The following is a 21076-nucleotide window of genomic DNA, read 5'->3' on the forward strand; positions in this document are numbered from 1 at the left end:
ATGTAGTTATTTATAAAATAAATCACTTTTTATTGAAGTGGGCTTAAAAATTGCATTCCGCTAATGACACTAAAACCTAAGGTATGAAAAGATTAGCTGGAAAATTAGCGGCAGTCATCTGCCTGATATTATTTGGAATCAGTTCCAAAGGTAATATCAACAGAAATCTATGGCTCAATGAGAGTAAGGACTCATTGAAAAGGCCACTGAATGAATTGATCTCATTATTTCTTCCCGACTGGAAAAAAGCACCCAACAGTTACATCTTTGATCCCAATCAGAACAGTGAAGGATTGTTGGTTCCTGTAAAAAAAGCGTATGCTATGTGGGAAGGAGGTGGATATCTTAACGGAAGCGGCATTCCGGCAGGAACGGTAACTGCAGATGTTTTGTGGGAAGATGTTCATGGACTTATAAAATCCGGAGTAAATTATGCTCTTGAAATAATAGGATCCGGGCAGGATGCTAAGATAAAAGTCCCTGTCAATAAGACAAAAAAAGGAAATGCTGTGGTAGCTCTCAAAGTAAACGGAGAGATTTATTGGAGCTGGCATATCTGGGTAACAGATGATCCTACCAATGGAGTTGCCTATAAAAGTTTCAACAATGTCAAAAGAATGAAATCGGATGGGACAACAGAAGTTATCCCGGATTCCGATTGGAAATGGATGGATAGAAATCTTGGAGCCCTCACAAGTTCTATCACAGCGTCAGACTGGAATAAGAGTATTGGCCTTCTTTATCAGTGGGGAAGAAAAGATCCTATACCACCTTTAGTAACCAGAGGAAATGATTTCTATGAAGCTTCGGGATCTATAGGCCGGGTAAGACATAGAGGAGCTAAAAATATGACCAATGCTGTAAGTATTGATGATCTCAGAAAATTTGTTCTGCTTTCCGCTGCAGAGGTTACCAATAATATCAGACTTTCTGTAAAAAATCCTTTGAGTCTTATTTATGTGAATAAAGATGATAACTCAGGTCAGGCTTACTACAACAATAATCTCAATCTTCCTGTCAATTGGTTTGGTAAATCAACAACTTTGGCGAGTAACAGGCTTTCAGAACTCAATCTGTGGTCTGATAATGCACAGGGAAAAATTGAAACCGTCTACAATACTGATGATAAAACGAAGCCTTATAGAGATAAATCCCCTTATGATCCTTGTCCCAATGGATGGCGTATCCCTTCTATGTTGGTTGCAAATCTGGCATCTCCCTCATATGTAGATGATATCAGAATAGACTTCTCGCCTTTTGGAGTCAAAACCAATATGGCGAAAAATGTTTTTGAAACCAACAAGTATCATATTATAAAACCTACTGATGCCGGAGTTCCTGCCTTTATGACGGGTTTTAGAATTTATCCTAATCTGGGCTTTGATCTATCGGCTATCGGTGGGTATAATATGGGGATTTTTCCTGGAAACGGTCAGCTTATCAGAGGAGCTCATTTAGGACAATATAGTGATCAGCATCACATTGCATTGTGGACAGCAACTTTAACCCGGTTGTTCGATGCTTCTCCTGCTGTTACTGTAAGAGGGCTTTCCATGATTCCGGATAAAGGACAACCGGATATTCCGGATGCTAATTATCCTACTATTAAAGGACGTTATTACTACTTTCCGATGGCCGGAATGTATACTTCGGATGCCAATGGCTGCAGATGTATAAAAGATCCATTATATACAATTAATGATTATGATTTTCCAACAGAATATCTGCCTGCAGCTACAGAATACAAAGAGGGTTTCAATAATCCGAATACTTACCAGATTGTTAAAAACGCAACGGTTACTACCATTGACATACCAGTCAGTAAAGCATTCTCTGTGCAAAGTCAATTACTGGATAACGCTGGGATATTAAATACTTCCAGTTTTAATAATTTAAAAGCTAATGTTCTCTGGACAACCAATACAGCTCTTATCAGTAGGATTTCAATGGTAAACCCTTCACCTTCGTCATTGCAGGATATCGGTAACTCTAAAATATCTGTAGAAATTGCCCCCAATGAAAGTGGAAATGCTGTTGTAACATTACATAATGGGAGTATATCTTCGCCGGTATATTGGAGCTGGCATATCTGGGTTACGGATTCTCCAGTAGGATCTTATACTTATACTACAGAAACTCCGGTAGCTGTTACAAATTACGTGAACTATGTTAATAAAGCTGATGCTGTATTACAGACCACTTTCATGGATCGTAATCTTGGAGCAACAGATGCTTTTCCCAATGTTGTCAATCCTCAGGCGCCTACAACTGATGAGCTGCTGAAAATACGAGCTTCTACAGGAGTGCATTATCAATGGGGAAGGAAAGATCCTATTCCTCCATTCCAGTATGCGGATAACAGAAGTTTTTATAATGTGTTTTTGGGAACAGTAGCTGCTAATGGAACAGTGGCTTACAGTACACTTAATCAGTCGGATTATAATAATCTTTCAGGAAACTATATTGTGCCTTATGATACATATGCAGGAACATCAAATGTACAGGTAACGGATAAGCCAGCAGACAGAATCTCCAAAATAGTATCCTATTCTGTGAAGAACCCTCTGGTATATATGATTCCAAGTACTTTTGCTCCTTACAACAGTACAACTCCCAATTATACCAATGGTACAGACTGGTTGGCACAAGAACCTAATCTGGCTCTTGACAGATGGGGAAGAGGAGGTAAGAAATCCCCTTTTGATCCTTGTCCTGAAGGATGGAGAGTGCCGGATCTTACAAGTGTAGCGCTGGTTTCAGGTGCGGATTTTGGACAGACGCCCTGGTACAAAAAAGATAAAAATGTAGCAACATCATACAGTATTGCTACAGATTATTCAGGAACAAGGGTGAGAAATTCCGCCAATGCTACAGTGGGATATATCTTTAATAATCCGGCATATCTTGTAGGAAATTATCCTGATTCCGGTTCAAGAGGATTCAGAAGTGTAACAGCCAATCAGACTGCGCAGGGAACATTTAATGTGCTCAACTTTCAGTATCCGGCAGTATGGACCGCTGCTTTAAATTCAAATTACATTGGACGATCTATTAATGTGTTATTTGATGCAATCTCTACAACCAATAGAATAATGGTCTTTCATGATAATAATGATCCGTACTTCGGAACAGGATGCCGATGTGTGAAAATAAAGTATGATGCCAATGGTAATGAAGAAGGTCCCGCATCAGGACTTTCTGTTGTATCTAATAGACCTGCATTGATGAAAGAAAATGTGAAATCTAAGGTGCTCAGTAATAAAATTTCTCTCTACCCGAGTCCTTTTTCCAATATTCTTTACATCAGGGCCACAGAAAATAAAGAATATAATTTTCAGATTTTTAATGTTCTGGGTCAACTTGTAAGGTCCGGACAGTTTATCAACAATCAGACAGACCTTTCGTCTTTAAGCGCAGGAGTATATGTCATAAGAATAAACAACTCCGAAGCGGTTGTGAAAATTATAAAACAATAAATCTTAAAATAAGGGATTAAAAGCAGAATAAGGTTTCTTGTTCTGCTTTTTTATAAGACAGCATATTTCTTACATCTATTATGGCTGATGAAAAATTCTATATCAATGAATGTTGATAATTGTATAACAGTCTAAAACCTATACTACAAAGGGTTTGTTTCTCCAAAAAATGAGTATTGAAAGATGCTGTAAAGCGGCCTGATTATTAAATTAAACCCGTTTAACAAAAAGTATATAATAAAAAAGCTTTACTTTTGCAAAAATTTTTAGTTAGAATGTCGAAAAATTTAGTAATCGTAGAGTCCCCGGCAAAAGCAAAAACTATTCAGAAATATCTAGGAAAGGATTTTGAAGTGAAATCCAGTTTCGGACATATCCGTGACCTTCCTAAAAAAGGAATGGGGATAGACCTTGCCACATTCAGTCCTGATTACGAAGTTTCAGCAGACAAAAAGAAATTGGTAACCGAATTGAAGGCTGCCGTAAAGAAAGCTGATATGGTATGGCTCGCTTCCGATGAGGACCGCGAAGGAGAAGCTATTGCATGGCATCTTGCGGATGAATTGAAACTGAAGCCTGAAAACAGAAAAAGAATTGTTTTCCACGAGATTACCAAAAATGCCATTCTAAAAGCAATCGACAATCCAAGAGATATTGATCAGAACTTAGTGAATGCACAGCAGGCGAGAAGAGTGCTGGACAGAATTGTAGGTTTTGAAATGTCTCCCGTTTTATGGAAAAAAGTAAAACCGGGACTATCTGCAGGTAGAGTACAGTCTGTAGCAGTTAGATTAATCGTTGAAAGAGAAAAAGAGATCCGTGAGTTTAAACCAAAAGCAAGTTTTAAATTGGATGGAATCTTCTTAAATAAAACAGAGCAGGAAATTGCTGCCAAGCTGAAAAAAGACTTTGAAAAGGAAGAAGAGGCAGAAAAATTCCTGGAGCAGGCAAAAACTACAGAATTCAAAGTTCTGAATGTTGAAACCAAGCCAGGTACCCGTTCAGCTTCAGCACCATTTACAACCTCTACATTGCAGCAGGAAGCTTCCTCAAGACTTGGTTATAATGTAACCAATACCATGCGTCTTGCACAGAGGCTATACGAAGAAGGGTTTATTACTTATATGAGAACAGACTCTGTAAACCTTTCCCAGGAAGCTATTGAAGGAGCTAAAAAACAAATTATATCAGAATATGGAGCAGAATATTCTTCTCCAAGAAACTATACTACAAAATCAGCTTCAGCGCAGGAAGCTCACGAAGCGATCCGACCTACAGATTTTGGAGTGAAAACTGTAGCTGATGCCCAGTTAAACAGACTATATCAATTAATTTATAAAAGAACACTGGCTTCTCAGATGGCTAATGCTAAAATTGAAAAGACAGTGATTGAAATAGGAAATGCATCATTGCCACATCATTTTGAAGCACAGGGAGAGGTTATTATATTTGATGGTTTCCTGAAAGCTTACGGAATTGTAAAGACAGAAGAGGATGATGAGGAAAACAACGATAAGTTGTTGCCGAAAGTAAGTGTAGGTGAAGTTTTGAACTATAAAACCATTACAGCTACTGAAAAGTTCACAAGACCAAGTGCAAGATATACGGAAGCCGGATTGGTGAGAAAACTTGAAGAATTAGGGATTGGTAGACCATCTACTTATGCTCCAACAATTCAGACGATTCAGAACAGAGAATACGTAGATAAAAGAGAAATCGAGCCACATACCCGTGAAGTGATCAAAATGTCTTTAGCAAAAGATAAGATCAAAAAAGTAGTTCTTGAAGAGAAATTCGGTGGGGATAAAAATAAATTCATTCCTACAGACATTGGTGAAGTGGTGAATGATTTCTTAACAGATAATTTCAGAGAAATCCTTGATTACGGTTTCACAGCAAGAGTAGAAGAAAGTTTTGACGAAATTGCGAGCGGTGATCAGAAGTGGAAAGAAATGATGACGAATTTCTACTCAAAATTTCACCCGAGAATTGAAGATGTAGAAGAAAATGCAGACCGTGCAACAGGAGACAGGCTATTAGGAGTAGATCCAAAGACTGGTAAAAATGTTCATGCAAGAATCGGAAGATTTGGAGCGATGATCCAGATTGGAGAAACGGATGATGAAGAGAAACCAATCTTTGCTTCCTTAATGACAGGACAGAATATTGCAACCATTACTTTCGAAGAAGCACTGGAACTGTTTAAGTTGCCTTTCGATTTAAGTGAAGTTGACGGACAGCCAGTTTCTGTGGGAGTGGGAAGATTTGGTCCTTATGTGAAATGGGGAGAAACCTATATCAGTATTCCGAAAGGTGAAGATCCGCTTTCTGTAGATCAGAAACGTGCTGAGGAGATTATCAATGAAAAGAAAATTGCTGATGCTCCAATTGCTACCTATAAAGGAGAGCCGGTAACCAAAGGGTCAGGAAGATTCGGACCGTTTATCAAATACAAAGATATTTTCGTGAATGTTCCAAAGAGATATGATTTTGAAAATCTTTCACAAAGTGATATTAACGAACTGATTGATGCTAAGCTTGAAAAAGAAGCCAACCGATATATCCAGCAGTGGGAAAAAGAAAAAATCTCCATAGAAAACGGAAGATGGGGGCCTTTCATCAAGTTTGGAAAAGCCATGTTCAAAATTCCTAAGAAAGCAGACGATACCAAATATGAAGCTGAGGAATTGAAAGAACTTTCTTTAGATGAGGTTAAAAAATGGATTACAGATCAGGATCCTAAGGCCTTTGCAGAAAAGAAAAAGCCTGCAGCTAAAAAAGCAACTGCTACAAAGAAAACTACAGCCGCAAAAAAACCGGCAGCAAAGAAAAAATAAATATAAAATAATGATACTAAGCCGTTAACAGATGTTGACGGCTTTTTTTGTGAACAAAAGTATCCACGTCTTACTCAGTTCCTGTGTTTTTTGTATGTTTGTTACATCAAGCGATTAATCAATTATTACATTTTAAATTAAAATATGGATTTCGAAGACTTTATCATTTCACCAAGAAATTTCAAAACAGAAAGCTGGCAGATAGGAAATCGGATTACAAAAGATATCAGAGAAGACAGTATTGTTCTTTTGTTTGTGTCAGATTATAGAGGTGCGGGCGGAGATGCAGAAGTACAGGATTTTACGGCAGTAAGAAAAGAATTTTATAAGCTTTCGCAGATGGACTTCGAAATTCCTGTTGTAGATCTTGGAGATTTGGTATCCGGGAAATCCGTTCAGGATACTCATTATATCTTACAGGAAGTATTGTCGGCATGTCATTATAAAAGAGCTATTCCAGTGATTATTGGTGGTTCCAATGATTTTGCTTTTTCATTATTTTCAGCATTGAATTTCCATAAGAAAAGCATCAATTATACCCAGATCAGTAATATTATTTCTCTTCAACAAGGGGAGACAATCAATGAACATACTTTTTTAAGTAAAATTTTCGGAGCCAAGAATTTCTCCATTAAAAATTATCACCATCTGGGTTACCAGAAACATTTGAATGAAATGGATTCTGTAAGACTCATCAAAGAAGTAGAGTTTGATATTATCCGACTGGCTGAAATGATGAATTCTACAGAAAAAACAGAGCCTTTCTTCAGAAAAGCAGATCTGGTGAGTGTAAATTGTGATGCTATTGAAAGTTTTAGTGAGCCTTTTTCAATGAATCCACAGGTAAATGGTTTGAACAGAAGAGAAATCTGTGCCTATATGAAAGAAATCGGATTGAGTGAAAATCTGAAATCTGTTGGGATTTTTAACTATAATATTTATTCAGAGAACCAGCTGAACCATCAGCTCTTAGCTCAGATGTTATGGTATCTGATCGAAGGAATCAATATCCAGCATTCCCACCCGAAAGAAAGGCATTATGAACTGTTTTATGTTTTGATAGATGACAGACAATACGCATTCAGACGTGATACTTTCAGTAATTTGTGGTATTTTGGCGATGATGAAAATATAGAAAACTGCATTCCCTGCTCCAGAAAGGATTTTGATGAAGCTAAAAAAGGCTGGCTGAATGCAAGACTGACGAAAATTTAATGTATGACAAATGTTCCCGCAAGAGTATCCATTATTGTTCCCGTTTATAATGTCGAAAACTATTTGACAAAATGCCTTGACTCTCTGGTGAAGCAAAGTCTTTCTGATATGGAGATTCTTGTAGTGAATGACGGAAGTAAAGATAACTCTGAACAAATAATTAAAGAATTTGTACAAAAATATCCGGATAAAATAAAAGCTTTTACCAAAGAAAACGGAGGTCTAAGTGATGCCCGTAATTTTGGAATTGATAGGGCTACCGGTGATTACATCGGTTTTGTAGACAGTGATGATTATGTCACTGAAACCATGTTCGAGGAAATGTTTCTTTTAGCAGAAAAACACCATGCAAAGATGGTGATCTGTAATATTCAGAAAGTAGACGAAAATGGAAAAATTATCCAAAAACTGACTCAGCTTCCCAATATGCCTGAGAAAATTATACTCGGAGATTATTTTTCTGTTTTTTCAGATATCAGCTATTTCGCATGCAATAAGCTGTTTAAAAAAGAACTTTTTAATCAGAAAAGATTTAAAAAGGGAGTTCATTTTGAGGATATTCAGCTTATTCCACAGCTTTTGCTGGAATGTGAAATCATCGCGCAGACTCAGAATTTCCATTACCAGTACCTTGAACGTACTGATTCTATTACAAAAACCCACACAGAAAAGGGACTTGATATGTTAAAAGCCGTGTCTGATGTGGAAAAAATATTCAGTAAATCCCCATATTCCCACAAAAAAGAAGAGTTGAAAAATTTTCAGATTTTTGAAGGGGTATACTCATTTTTGGCCTATCTGGCCTTTGTGAAAAAAGAAGAAATATTTTATAGTATGTCGGATCAATTAGTTCTTTTTATGAAGGAAAGACAAATAAAAATTCAAGATATATTGAAGTATAGTCGTTTTGGTAAGAATTATCTTTTATCTTTGCCTTTGAAGAAAAAGATTTTTTATCTGTTGTTTTTTGCAGGACAGAAAAGATTGATAAGAAAATTGATTTAGTAAACACAAATGTAAGTACTATTGTTTCGGTCAATAGAAAATGATAATGACGGTCTTGTAAGTTCTGTATTATGATTTTTTATTTAGGAGATACAAGTGCTGAATAAGAAAAGAATGAAAAATTTTGAATTGTTCTTAAGCGGATCGGGAATACCTATTTTCTACATAAAAATAGGACTAGGTTTCGTGTTCTCCTTTTTAATTACATTTTTCTCTATTCCTACCATTGTCAAGATTTCAAGAAGAAAGAATCTGATGGATGAGCCTGGGATAAGAAGTTCGCATCTTAGAGAAATTCCCAACCTGGGAGGTATTGCCATATTTTATTCCATAGGAATCTGTGCCTCTATTTTTGCCTATGAATTATTTGATCTCTACAAATTTTTATTTGCCTCATTAATTATCCTGCTCTACGTGGGAGTGATGGATGATATTGTTGTAATGAGGGCTTATAAAAAACTTGTTGCACAAATTGTTGTGTCTTCCCTGATTGTTATTGGCTCAGATATCAGAATCAGAAGCTTGTTCGGAATCTTCGGAGTATACGAGTTGGAGTATTTCGTAAGTATAATATTCAGTATTGTAACGTTTATTATTCTGATTAATGCATTCAACCTGATTGATGGGATAGACGGGCTGGCAGGTGGTTATTCTGTGATCTGCAGTGCTTTATTTGGAATTAGTTATTATCGCTTAGGGGAGTATAACTATCCACTGGTCGTGTTATCCGTTGTTATTATTGGGACTGTACTGGCATTTTTGTATTATAATTTGTCAAATTACCGTACTCACAAAATATTTATGGGAGATACAGGATCTATGCTCCTAGGCTTTTTGTTAGCTTTTACATCCATTTGTTTTATAGATATTTTTATAGATAAAAAACTCATTGATGTTCCAAGATATCACCTTCAGTCTGCTCCTGTAGTAGCGGTGGCCATTTTGATTCTTCCGATCGTGGATACTTTAAATGTAATCATGATCAGGCTTTACAATAAAAAATCCCCATTTGATGCCGATAAAAACCATATTCATCATAAATTGTTGAAATTGAACCTTACCCATAGGAGATCAACTTTTTATATTATCCTTTACTATTTGATGATTGTTGGAGTAGCTTATTATTTAAGACATATTAACGTCAATCTTTTATTATTGGTGATTCTTTCAATAGGTTTTTTTGGTGCTTATCTGCCAGATTTGCTATATCGATTAAGAAATAACAAAAATTAACAATTAAATATTACTTTTGTAAACAATATTATATATGATGAAAAACTTTAAATATTTATTTTTAATATTCCCTCTTTTAGTTACCTCATGTATTACAACAAAGGATGTAAGATACTTACAGCCAAGTGAGAGTCTTGTAATTAATGAAGAAGGTCTCGTTCCCTACAACATTCCTGTATACAGGATTACCAAAAATGATATCCTTAATCTTAACATTGTAACAACTCCCAAAGGAGATGCTGCACAGTTTTATTCCTCTTACAATTCCTCCGGAGGAATTGGAACTGGAGCTGGAACAGCAATAAGCCCTGCTATGTCAGGTGGAGGTTCTGTTGGAGGAGGAATTGGTACAACCTCTGGAGCAAGCAGAGGAGGAAACATGAATTTTTATTTTAATGGGCTCAAGGTTGACTCCAACGGAGATGTCAATGTTTTTGGAATTGGCTATGTAAAAGCCGAAGGGAGAACATTAGAGGATATTAGAAAAGAAATTCAGGAAAAAGTAAATGAAAATTTCCAGGAAGGTAAGTCTGAAGTACGTTTGAATACAGATGGTATTACTTATTATATTCTTGGTGACGTAGAAACTACTGGCCTTTCAGGAGAGAAAGTTGCCCATAAAAATACCCTTACCATTACTGAGGCTTTGGCTATTAATGGCGGATTAAACAGAACGATTGATAAGAAAGAGATCGTTATCCACAGAAAGCTTCCGGAAGGAATCAAAATTGCCAAAATAGATCTTACCCGCGAAGATCTTATGAACTCTCCTTTCTATTATGTACAGAATGGCGATGAAATCTATCTGAACACAAGAGCAAAAAGCTTGAATGGATTCGGAAAAGATCCTATTCAGACTTTAACAACAGGAGTTTCGGTGATTACTACAGCATTGTCTATTTATTTACTTCTTAAAAATCTTTAGTCATGATTCCAGAAAGAGTAAACGCTGCAGAGAAGAATAATTCTCAGAAAGAAAAGTATGGATCATTTGCATTATTTGATTTAGAGCACTTTTTAAGAAGGATTCTTAAGAACTGGTATTGGTTTGTATTCATGTTTTTTATTGGCTATGCGCTTGCATGGGGATACACTCATTACTATGCACAAAATATTTATGCATCAGATTTATCATTAAGTACTTCCAGTAAAGGGTCTGAGTTTTTACCAACACAGAATAATCAATCGATCAACTTCATTTGGGGAGATACCGGAAATCAGGATGGGCTTTATCTGAAGAAAATGCTTTTATCCAGATCACATAACGAATTTTTGGTAAAAGAACTGGATCTTTTTGTTAATTATTCTACCAAAGGGCTGATAAAATCTACTTACCTGGATAAAGATGATTCACCAGTCTTTCTTCAGATAGATAAACAACATCTTCAACAGATTAATTATCCTATCACCCTGATACCAAAAGGTGATGGCGCATATCAAGTGGTTTTACCCGAAGAAGGAGAATCTACAAACTTATATAATTATGAAGTTGAAGGCTTTCAGAGTATCAATTCATACGGCAGACCTGCTGATAAAGTCATTAAAATCAATGAGTGGTACACTTCTCCTAACCTGAGATTCAGACTCCTTAGAAATCCTGTTCCTACTAAAATCAAGTTGGATAATATCATTGTAAACCTGAACTCGGTGAATGAGAGTGTAAATGAAATTGTTTCGAGTACAGGTGTTGACTTTGATAAAGAAATCAGGTCTATTATGATTATTACTAAAACGGGTTATAACCTTAATAGTACAGTTAATTTCCTTAATAAGTCTGTTACAGAATTACAAAAGAAGAGATTGGCTGATAAAAATGTAGTTAATAAGAACACAGACATCTTTTTAAAAGAAAATCTGGATAATATCCGTAAAAAGCTTGATTCAAGTGCTAATGTGCTGAATTATTTAAAAACCTCAGAAAAACTTTATAACATTAAAGACAGAGATGAAAAATCTCTTGAAAAAATAAAAGAACTGGAGGCTAAAAAAGCAGATATCATAAGCAAGATCAATTCTCTTAACAATATAAAAAACACGCTGCAGTCCCAGAATTTTGATAAAATGATTGGAACCAATGCCGCAGGTTTTGAAGATGGAGTATTTTCAGCAACAGTTTCTGAACTTAAAGCTTTATATACCAAAAAAGCAGAAATGGCTTCTATTTATAAGCCTTCATCAGAGCCCATGAGAGAGATCAACAGGCTTATTGATGAAGCAAGAATGGGATCATCGAACAGCTTAAGAGGATATTATAGCAGATATTATGATGAGATCAACAAAATTGATCGTGATATTTCAGGTGCCAACTCAGATTTAGCTTCTTACCCTGAAAAAGAAAGAAGATATTTGGATGCAGAGAGAGGATATAATATGATTGAGGCTACTTATAATAGTCTTTTGGGAAGGCAAAGTGATACGAAGATGAGAATGGCTACCAATCAATCTGATATTACAGTGATTGACCCTGCTAAAAACCTGGGACAAAGAGCTATCGGACCTAATGTAAAGCTAGCAAAGACTGCTATTATCTCTGGACTACTGCTGCTTCCATTACTGTTTATCTTTGTGGGTGAAGTATTAGACAGTAAAATCAGAAATATTAAAGAGCTGTTAAGTGCTACGAAAATTCCACTTCTTGGAGTAATAGGAAATAACAGCAATGAAAATATGCTTACCGTTCTGGAACAGCCAAAATCATCTGTATCTGAAGCTTTCAGGGGAATAAGAGCCAATATGAGATTCTTAATGGATAATGAAAGTGAAAAAGGTAAAGTTATTTTGATCACATCATCCATTGGGGGAGAAGGGAAAACTTATATTTCTATCAATTTGGCATCCGTAATAGGATTGAGTGATAAAAAAACAATCTTATTAGGAATGGATCTTAGAAAACCAAAAATCTTTGGAGACTTTAAGATTGATAATAAATATGGGATCTCAAATTATCTTACAGGTGAAGTAGATATTGATCAGATTATTAACAAAACCAAGATCCCTAATCTTGATGTTGCTACTTCAGGTCCTATCCCTCCAAACCCATCTGAGCTATTAATGAGCCAGAAAAATATCAGATTTATAGAAGAACTTAAAGAAAAATACGATTTCATTATTATAGATTCACCACCTGTAGGGCTTGTGGCTGATTCATATGAGCTGATGAAGTATTCGGATACCAATATTTATGTAGTACGCCATGAATATACAGAAAAGTATATGCTGAAAATGATTACTGAAAAGTATCATAATGATGAAGTTAATAATTTAGGACTTGTTTATAATGACTATAACACGAAACAAGGCTACGGATATGGCTACGGTTACGGCTACGGATATGGTTATGGTTACGGATATTTTGATGAAGATAAAAATTATAAAGAGCCTTTATTAATAAGGATCAGAAATAAAGTACAGGTATTATTCAATAAAAAATAAAGCATTAAACCCTCATTTAATGGGGGTTTTTTCATATTTAAAGTATTTTCATTCTATGAAAAAAAGAATATTTTTGCCACTTTGCCGTTTACTTTATAACAAATTATGTTTTTTTGTTTATTTTTAACTAAACATTAAGATTATCATTAATATAAAAATGTTTTATATTTGCAAAAATTAAATTTTAAAATAACCATAAATCCATATTCTTTTATGAATAAAAAATTATTGTTTAGCTTCCTTGCCTTCCTTGGAGTGGTAAGTGTTAAAGCACAAAGAAACGAATTGGGAGTTCGTCTAGGTATGAGTAACCTAGTGGGAGATGTAGGAAGGACAAATTATATTTTACAGAAGCCGTTGGATTTAAGCAGAGCGTCAGATTGGGGCATCCCATTTTATGGTGGTTTATTATACAGATTTAATTTTAACCCGCATCAGACCGTTAGATTGGATTTGGGATACAATCAGATTCAGTTTAGTGATAAAGCGGCGAAAGAGGATTATAGAAGAAATAGAAACTCATACGGAAAAAACAATGTGTATGAGGCGAGTTTAATGTTTGAATATAACTTTTTCCCTGTAAATAATGAGCAGATCAGCATGCTGAGCCCTTACATCTTCGGAGGTATCGGTGCTTTAATGTTTGATGCTCCTAAAGCTACTCTTGTGAATGATTTCAGGAGAGATGCTGATGGTGTAGCGCTGGCTCCAATCAATGAATTGGATTTTACCACTACAACAGACTATTCATTAGGGAAAAAAGTAACAATGCATATTCCTTTTGGGGTGGGTTTGAAGTATAAATTCAACCATTCTTGGGCTATATTTGCAGAAGCTACATTCAGATATACATTGACGGATCAGTTGGATCATAGTAAGATCCTTTCCAAAGATGTAAAAACTTCTTTTAATGCTGATATTTTGGATCCCGCTACAGGTGGTTCATTATTACAGTCAGGAAATTATTATGCGGTTTCTAAAGAAAGAGAAGCAGAGTTTATTAAAAAGAGAAATATTGGAGATGGAAGATCCAACGACTGGATAAATACTTTCAGTTTAGGACTTACATATTCGTTCGGAAGACCTCCATGTTATTGTGAATAATATGTCGTTGATTAGAGAAAAAATAAATTCTGAGAATTTACCAAAACACGTAGCCATCATTATGGATGGTAATGGAAGATGGGCAAAATCTCGTGGCGAAGAAAGAACTTTCGGTCACAAAAATGCTATTAATGCAGTAAGAAATGCTATTAATGCATGTAATGAGATTAATATCCCTTATTTAACACTGTATACATTCTCTTCAGAAAATTGGAATCGTCCAAGTGAAGAAGTGAATACCCTTATGAATCTGTTGGTAGAGACCTTACTGCTGGAAGCAGAAGAGATCTTCAGCAAAGGATTGAGAATGCATGTTATAGGGAATCTTGAGAAACTGCCTACATTAGTAAAAGAGCAGTTGGAACGTGTGGTAGAGCTTACAAAAGAAAACACAAAAGGAAACCTTGTATTGGCTATTAGCTATGGCTCACAAAATGAAATACTGGAAGCCGTAAAAAATATAAGTTCTGATGTAAAAGAAGGAAAAGTAGAGATAGAAAATATAAACGAGAGTTTATTCGAAAACTATCTTTATACAAAAGATTTTCCTCCTGTAGATTTACTGATCAGAACCAGCGGCGAAATAAGGATAAGCAACTTCCTGCTTTGGCAGATTGCTTATGCAGAATTACAGTTTTTAAATGTGCTGTGGCCGGATTTCACCAAAGATATTTTCTTCCAATGTATTGTTGATTATCAAAACAAGGAAAGAAGATATGGTTTAACCGGTGAACAGGTAAAAGGCCAATAAAATTTTAAGAAAAGAAAGACTCGATAAAATGAAGTTTAGACTATTACCCATCATTATGTTTGCTGCTTCTGCACATTTTTATGGACAAGTAACTCCACAAGACAGCACAAAAGTAAATAATGCTGTACATGCAGAAAATGAGGCAGGAACTTATACGCTTAAAGACATCGTTGTAGATGGGGTAAAAAAATATACACCAGCTCAGATCTTAAGATTTACGGGCCTTACAAAAGGAGAAAGTGTAGACATTCCGGGACAGAAAATCAGCAATGCTGTAAAAAAGCTTTGGGATACCCAATCTTTTTCTGAAGTGGAAGTTTATGTTCAAAGTATTGAAGGACAAACGATTGTTCTGAAATTTCATCTGCAGGATCTGAAAGAACTTGGAGAAGTGAAATTTGCAGGAAAAGGAATCGGTAAATCTAAAAGTGAGAAACTGGCAAAGGATAACAACCTTAAACCAGGAACTAAGATTACTCAGAACTTAGTTTCAAGCCTTAAAACCCACGTCCCTAAAGACTATATCAAAAAAGGTTTTGCAGATGCTAAAATCACTATTCAGGATAAAGTAAATGCAGGTGATCCTTCTTTGGTAGACTGGACAATCAATGTAGATAAGGGTAAAAGAATCAAAATTGATCATATTGAATTTGAAGGAAACGATAATGTAACCGATAGAAAACTTAGAAATAAAGCTTTCAAAGAAACTAAGCAAAAACGTTTCGGTATCGGTGGAATATTGAAGTCCTCAAAATTCATTGAAGATAAATATCAGGAAGACAAGCAAAGTCTTATCAGTTATTACAACTCTCTTGGATACAGAGACGCTAAAATTGTTTCAGATTCAGTATGGAGAAACAAAAGAAATAACTACGAAATCAATGTGAAACTTAGCGAGGGTAAAAAATATTATATCGGGGATGTTACATTCACGGGTAATACTGTATACGCTACAGAATACTTACAGAGATTATTAGGATATAAGAAAGGGGATATCTACGATGCTGTAGGTTTCAACAAAAAAGTTGGTGAAGACGGTGGTAAAGAGGATGATTCAGATATTAAATCTGTTTATATGAACAATGGTTACCTTTTCTCAAACGTAACACCTGTTGAAAAATCGGTAACTGGAGATGCTGTAAACCTTGAAGTAAGAATTAATGAAGGTGAGCAGGCTACCTGGAATAAGGTAACATGGCAGGGGAATACAACAACCCATGATCACGTAATTCTTAGAGCACTAAGAACAAAGCCAGGAGAGCTATTCAAGAAAACAGAAATTAAGAGAACCTATTTCGATTTAGCTGGAATGACATTCTTTGACCCTCAGCAAATCGGACAGGATATCCAGCCAAACCAGGTGGATAATACTGTAGATATCAACTGGAAACTTGTAGAAAAAGGATCTTCTCAGGTTCAGTTACAGGCAGGTTACGGTGGTAACAGCTTCATTGGTACTTTAGGATTAACATTTAATAACTTCTCATTAAAGAATTTCCTTAAGTTTAAAGATTTCAAACCGGTACCTCAGGGAGACGGACAAACGTTCTCTATTCAGGTGCAGGCAGGACAGTACTTCCAGAACTATGGAGTGTCATTCACAGAACCTTGGCTATTTGGTACAAAACCAACAGCTCTTTCTGTAAGTTTGAACAACTCAAGAGTAAGATATACAGATCAATATGGAGACGCTCAGAAATTGAACATCTTCTCTGCTTCAGTAGGTCTGAACAGACTATTGAACTGGCCGGATGACTATTTCTCTCTTTATACTGGTTTACAGTTCCAGAAGTATGACTTCAAAAACTATCCATTCCAGTTTGGAGATTCCACTGAAAATAATGGTACTGCCAATAACTTCAGTGTCAACTTAGGACTGAGCAGAAACTCTGCAGGTATTGACCCGATTTTCCCAACAACTGGATCCAATATCGAGCTTTCAGCAAAACTGACTCCTCCATATTCCTTGTTTAAGAAGAAAGATTACTCCACAATGTCAGCTATTGACAAATATAAGTGGATGGAATTCTATAAAATCAAGTTTAAAGCAGATGTTTACAATGAAATCATTGGAAAACTGGTCTTGAGATCTTCTGCAGAAATGGGATTCATGGATGGATATAACAGCCAATTGGGTGCTCCGCCATTCGAAAGATTCTATATGGGTGGTACAGGTCTTTTCGGAGGTCGATATGACGGTAGAGAATTGATTCCTTTAAGAGGTTATGAAAATGCCACTACAGAAGGAGGTCAGGGAGAAGATATTACACAGAAAGGAGGAGGTACAATCTATAACAGATTTACTTTAGAATTAAGATACCCGATCTCAATGAGCCAGACTGCAAAAATCTACGCTTTGACATTTGCTGAAGGTGGTAACGTATGGAATTCATGGAGTTCTTACAGCCCATTCCAGTTGAAAAGATCAGTCGGAATTGGGGTGAGAGTTTATATGGGAGCATTTGGATTGATCGGATTTGACTTCGCACTAGGTCTTGATAAGACTATTTCTGGTGAAAAGTCCGGATGGAGAAACCACTTCTTGATGAACCAAACATTATAATTATAATTATGAAGCACTTTAAAATAATTTTCACGTTCGCATTACTTTTGCTTTTCGGGTTGAACAATGCCCAGAAAATCGGAGTAGTGGATACTAATGAAATTTTGAATAAATTACCTCAGTATAAAGAAGCTGAAGCCAGATTAAACTCTCAGATCGATACCTGGGAATCTGAACTTCAAAGCCTTCAGTCTGAATATGAAAGAAAAAAGGCTGCTTTTGAAAGTGAAAAAGTTTTATTGATAGGTGACCAGCTTAAACTTAGAGAAAAAGAAGTTACCGATCTTGATAAAAATATTAAAACAACAACAAGCTTACGTTTTGGAGCTAATGGTGAAATTACAAAACTGAGAACAAATCTGGTTCAGCCTTTTCAGGATCAGATTTGGGGAGCTATCAAAACAATGTCCGAAAAAAATGGCTTGGGCATAGTTCTTGATAAAAGCAATAACATTAGTGTTATTTTCCTTCAGTCAAAATATGATTACACCGAAAAAGTATTGTCTATTCTATTAAAAGGGACAGACAAGAAGGAAAAAACAAATAGCAAAGGCAAAAAATAATCAGAGAATTAACTTTTGCTATATTTTAAAATCTAAAAACAAATTAAATTATTTATTTACCAGTTATGAAAAAATTAAGTGTATTATTTGCAGCAGTAATGATGGTTGTATCTGTAGGTATGGCAAAAGCTCAAAAAATTGCTACTTTAGATGTAATGGGAGTTCTTAACGCAATGCCGGAGAAAAAGAAAGCAGATGCTGATCTTAAAACATTCTTAGATACTAAACAAGCTGAGATTAAGAAAAAAGCTGACGCAGCTCAAACTAAATATCAGCAATACCAAACTGAAGCTCCTAAGAAAACAGCTGACGAAAACACAGCAAGAGAAGCAGAAATGAAAAAATTAGCTGAAGAAATCCAGCAAATGCAGGAAAAAGCTCAAAAAGATCTTCAGTCTAAGCAAGACTTAGCTTTCGCTCCTATTGAGAAAAAGCTAAACGATGCAGTAGAAAAAGTAGCTAAAGCTAGCGGATATGATTATATTATGGATGCAAACTCAACAGCATTCCTTTATAAAGCAGGACCAGACGCAACTGCAGCTGTGAAGAAAGAACTAGGAATTCAATAATTTCAGCAAATTAACAAAGATTTATAAAACTAACCACCTCTTTTAGAGGTGGTTTTTTTATTTTTGCGGAATGGAAAAAGAAGTATCAACTACGGTCAAAGTTAGGTTTAGTGACTGTGATCCAATCGGACACTTGAATAATGTAAAATATCTTGAATATATGTTCAATGCCCGAGAAGATCATGTAGAAACATTTTATGGGTTTACCTATGAAGAATATACCAAACAAACCGGCTGTACCTGGATTGCTATTCAAAATGAAATAGCCTATCTGAAAGAAGTAAGATATAATACGCAGGTAGTAATCAGCAGTAAGACCATCGATGTACAGGATAGAACAGCAAAAGTCGAAATTCTGATGAAAAGCCTTGATGAAAAAACGATTCATGCTGTACTTTGGGTGACCGTTATTTATTTTAATGTCAAAACAAGAAAATCTGAAGTTCATCCCGAAGATATCAAAGTGATTTTTGATAAATTTTATGTAGATCTTATCCAAAAAGACTTCCAGTCAAGAGTGAAGTTCTTAAGGTCTCAGAATGCCAAGAACTCTTAACCCCATTTCTTATTGAAGGTTCCAATTTAAAAATTAATAATAAACAAATGAAAAAAATAGCAGTAATAGGGAGTAACGGACAATTAGGAAACTGCATAAAAAAGATTGCCCCGGATTTTGAACATCTATATGAATTCTTATTTACAGACTCATCCACTTTAGATGTTACCAATGAAGAGCAGGTGAATGATTTCTTTTATGATAACAAACCTGATTATTGCATCAATGCCTCCGCTTACACCGCAGTTGATCTGGCGGAAAAGGAAAAAGAAAAAGCCTTTGCCGTAAATGCTGGTGGAGTAGCTCATCTTGCTCAGGCATGCGCAGATTATAAATCTGTTCTGATCCATGTTTCTACAGATTATGTTTTTGATGGTACCACAAACCTTCCTTACTCTGAAGATGACTTTACAAACCCGATAGGAGTATATGGCGCATCAAAAAGAGAAGGAGAAGAGCTTGCTCTGGAAATGAATCCAAAAACAATCATTCTAAGAACTTCATGGCTGTATTCAGAATTTAATAAGAACTTTGTGAAAACAATGTTAAATCTTTTTTCTCAAAAAGAAGAGCTGGGAATCGTTGCTGATCAGTTTGGACAGCCTACTAACGCAAACGATTTGGCAGAAGCTATTATGAGGATTATTGAAGCACCACAGAAAACCTATGGGATTTTCCACTTCTCAAACTATCCGGAGACAACCTGGTTTGAATTTGCCAGAAAAATTGCTGAATTTTCAAAATCATCAATAAAACTAAATCCATTAACAACCGAACAGTACCCAACTCCTGCCAAAAGACCTGTAAGAAGTACCATGTCTTTGGATAAAATAGAGGAAGTTTACAAAATAGAAGCTAAACATTGGGAAAACAGTCTTGAAGAATGTGTTGATATCCTTTCACACTAATACTATATATATGAAGAATATTGCAATCCTCTTTTCCGTGTTATGTATCCAGCTGTGGAGTGCACAGAATGTTTATATGACCAGAGTCGAAAAAACAAATGACAACTCAGATAAATTCTTACTAAGAAAAGAAGCAGCAGATGCTGTTTATTTAGGAGAAGTAGAAGTACAGGGTTTTTCAAAAGATGATGCACTCGTATTTTCCTTGGTATATAAAAAAGCAAAAGAGATTGGTGCCAATACATTTGAATTAAAACCTTTCGAAAATGTTGATGGTACACCTCAGGCATTCAATGCTGCCAATTATAAAATCGCTTTATATTATACGCCCAAAGAAAAATTAGCAGTTAAACATGGTGAGATGTATATATTTGCCTCTTCTGAAAAAGACCAAAAGATAAGCATCAACCGTAAAGACTATAAAATCTCTCCCAGATCATTTTTGAAATTAAAAGTTGTTTCGGGAGAAATCTATACCATCTCAACCAAAAAGCTTTTAGGTTCTACAGTGAAAGTTCAGCCAAAAGCCAATGATGACAACCTCTATTTTCAGGTTTCTTCTCTAAAAGTAAAACCAGATAACTCAGGAGTAGGAGGTTTGAATCTGAAATCCGGAGATATTATTGGCCTGGAGAAGTCCTATGCTGAGTTTTTGAGCGTAATATATAAAGAAAGCAATCCGTAAAATTCGATTATAAGCACTTTATTTCGGATTGAACTTTAAATACACTTAATACAAGAGCTATTTGTTTAAAATTTTTCTCCCTGCCTTCCAGTGTATTAGGGAAAAATATGGTTTCAATATGAAATTTATGTTAAATAAAGTTGCGTGGTGTATGGGAAGTTTCTATCTTTGCCCCACTG

15 protein-coding genes are annotated in these 21076 nt (G+C 35.6%); all 15 read left to right on the plus strand.

The window, feature by feature from the left end:
* The first annotated feature begins 83 nt into the window (after positions 1–83).
* The gene (locus ACMA47_RS15750; protein ID WP_413930516.1) at positions 84–3476 is read left to right on the plus strand and encodes a T9SS type A sorting domain-containing protein; all 3393 of its coding nucleotides are present in this window, start codon (positions 84–86) and stop codon (positions 3474–3476) included.
* Positions 3477–3751: 275 nt separating this feature from the next.
* Positions 3752–6313 (plus strand): type I DNA topoisomerase, encoded by a 2562-nt coding sequence (gene topA, locus ACMA47_RS15755; protein ID WP_413930517.1) that lies wholly within the window; start codon positions 3752–3754, stop codon positions 6311–6313.
* A 144-nt stretch (positions 6314–6457) separates the two neighbouring features.
* Positions 6458–7528, plus strand: a complete 1071-nt coding sequence (locus tag ACMA47_RS15760; protein WP_413930518.1) for a formimidoylglutamase — start codon at positions 6458–6460, stop codon at positions 7526–7528.
* Between the two features lie 3 nt (positions 7529–7531).
* Entirely contained in the window at positions 7532–8533 is a 1002-nt protein-coding gene (locus ACMA47_RS15765) for a glycosyltransferase family 2 protein (protein ID WP_413930519.1), read from the plus strand.
* A 114-nt stretch (positions 8534–8647) separates the two neighbouring features.
* Positions 8648–9766, plus strand: coding sequence for a glycosyltransferase family 4 protein (locus ACMA47_RS15770; RefSeq protein ID WP_413930520.1), 1119 nt, complete (start codon positions 8648–8650; stop codon positions 9764–9766).
* Positions 9767–9800: 34 nt separating this feature from the next.
* Complete coding sequence (locus tag ACMA47_RS15775; protein WP_413930521.1) at positions 9801–10691, plus strand: polysaccharide biosynthesis/export family protein; 891 nt, start codon at positions 9801–9803, stop codon at positions 10689–10691.
* Positions 10692–10693: 2 nt separating this feature from the next.
* Positions 10694–13198: a polysaccharide biosynthesis tyrosine autokinase gene (locus tag ACMA47_RS15780; protein ID WP_413930522.1), complete on the plus strand. Its 2505-nt coding sequence runs from the start codon at positions 10694–10696 to the stop codon at positions 13196–13198.
* A gap of 213 nt (positions 13199–13411) precedes the next feature.
* A complete protein-coding gene (locus ACMA47_RS15785) occupies positions 13412–14302 on the plus strand; it encodes a DUF6089 family protein (protein WP_034692408.1) in 891 nt (296 codons plus the stop codon).
* Position 14303: 1 nt separating this feature from the next.
* Entirely contained in the window at positions 14304–15053 is a 750-nt protein-coding gene (locus tag ACMA47_RS15790; RefSeq protein WP_413930523.1) for an isoprenyl transferase, read from the plus strand.
* Between the two features lie 28 nt (positions 15054–15081).
* The gene (locus ACMA47_RS15795) at positions 15082–17616 is read left to right on the plus strand and encodes an outer membrane protein assembly factor (protein ID WP_413930524.1); all 2535 of its coding nucleotides are present in this window, start codon (positions 15082–15084) and stop codon (positions 17614–17616) included.
* A gap of 8 nt (positions 17617–17624) precedes the next feature.
* Entirely contained in the window at positions 17625–18179 is a 555-nt protein-coding gene (locus tag ACMA47_RS15800) for an OmpH family outer membrane protein (protein ID WP_079244001.1), read from the plus strand.
* A 65-nt stretch (positions 18180–18244) separates the two neighbouring features.
* Positions 18245–18748 carry an OmpH family outer membrane protein gene (locus ACMA47_RS15805; RefSeq protein WP_413930525.1) on the plus strand — a complete coding sequence of 168 codons (504 nt, stop codon included), beginning with the start codon at positions 18245–18247 and terminating at the stop codon, positions 18746–18748.
* Positions 18749–18818: 70 nt separating this feature from the next.
* Positions 18819–19304 (plus strand): acyl-CoA thioesterase, encoded by a 486-nt coding sequence (locus ACMA47_RS15810; RefSeq protein WP_413930526.1) that lies wholly within the window; start codon positions 18819–18821, stop codon positions 19302–19304.
* A 47-nt stretch (positions 19305–19351) separates the two neighbouring features.
* Positions 19352–20212 carry a dTDP-4-dehydrorhamnose reductase gene (gene rfbD, locus ACMA47_RS15815; RefSeq protein ID WP_413930527.1) on the plus strand — a complete coding sequence of 287 codons (861 nt, stop codon included), beginning with the start codon at positions 19352–19354 and terminating at the stop codon, positions 20210–20212.
* Positions 20213–20222: 10 nt separating this feature from the next.
* Positions 20223–20897 (plus strand): hypothetical protein, encoded by a 675-nt coding sequence (locus ACMA47_RS15820; RefSeq protein WP_413930528.1) that lies wholly within the window; start codon positions 20223–20225, stop codon positions 20895–20897.
* The last annotated feature ends 179 nt before the right edge of the window (positions 20898–21076 follow it).

The sequence above is a fragment of the Chryseobacterium sp. T20 genome (assembly GCF_047345655.1).
Lineage (GTDB): Bacteria > Bacteroidota > Bacteroidia > Flavobacteriales > Weeksellaceae > Chryseobacterium.

Excerpts from the sequence above, each read along its gene's own strand:
- ACMA47_RS15785 (WP_034692408.1), top strand. The coding sequence starts at position 13,412 with ATGAATAAAAAATTATTGTTTAGCTTCCTTGCCTTCCTTGGAGTGGTA.
- ACMA47_RS15800 (WP_079244001.1), top strand. The coding sequence starts at position 17,625 with ATGAAGCACTTTAAAATAATTTTCACGTTCGCATTACTTTTGCTTTTC.
- ACMA47_RS15810 (WP_413930526.1), top strand. The coding sequence starts at position 18,819 with ATGGAAAAAGAAGTATCAACTACGGTCAAAGTTAGGTTTAGTGACTGT.
- ACMA47_RS15760 (WP_413930518.1), top strand. The coding sequence starts at position 6,458 with ATGGATTTCGAAGACTTTATCATTTCACCAAGAAATTTCAAAACAGAA.
- topA (WP_413930517.1), top strand. The coding sequence starts at position 3,752 with ATGTCGAAAAATTTAGTAATCGTAGAGTCCCCGGCAAAAGCAAAAACT.
- ACMA47_RS15805 (WP_413930525.1), top strand. The coding sequence starts at position 18,245 with ATGAAAAAATTAAGTGTATTATTTGCAGCAGTAATGATGGTTGTATCT.
- ACMA47_RS15775 (WP_413930521.1), top strand. The coding sequence starts at position 9,801 with ATGATGAAAAACTTTAAATATTTATTTTTAATATTCCCTCTTTTAGTT.
- ACMA47_RS15795 (WP_413930524.1), top strand. The coding sequence starts at position 15,082 with ATGAAGTTTAGACTATTACCCATCATTATGTTTGCTGCTTCTGCACAT.
- ACMA47_RS15820 (WP_413930528.1), top strand. The coding sequence starts at position 20,223 with ATGAAGAATATTGCAATCCTCTTTTCCGTGTTATGTATCCAGCTGTGG.
- ACMA47_RS15790 (WP_413930523.1), top strand. The coding sequence starts at position 14,304 with ATGTCGTTGATTAGAGAAAAAATAAATTCTGAGAATTTACCAAAACAC.
- ACMA47_RS15770 (WP_413930520.1), top strand. The coding sequence starts at position 8,648 with ATGAAAAATTTTGAATTGTTCTTAAGCGGATCGGGAATACCTATTTTC.
- ACMA47_RS15750 (WP_413930516.1), top strand. The coding sequence starts at position 84 with ATGAAAAGATTAGCTGGAAAATTAGCGGCAGTCATCTGCCTGATATTA.
- rfbD (WP_413930527.1), top strand. The coding sequence starts at position 19,352 with ATGAAAAAAATAGCAGTAATAGGGAGTAACGGACAATTAGGAAACTGC.
- ACMA47_RS15765 (WP_413930519.1), top strand. The coding sequence starts at position 7,532 with ATGACAAATGTTCCCGCAAGAGTATCCATTATTGTTCCCGTTTATAAT.
- ACMA47_RS15780 (WP_413930522.1), top strand. The coding sequence starts at position 10,694 with ATGATTCCAGAAAGAGTAAACGCTGCAGAGAAGAATAATTCTCAGAAA.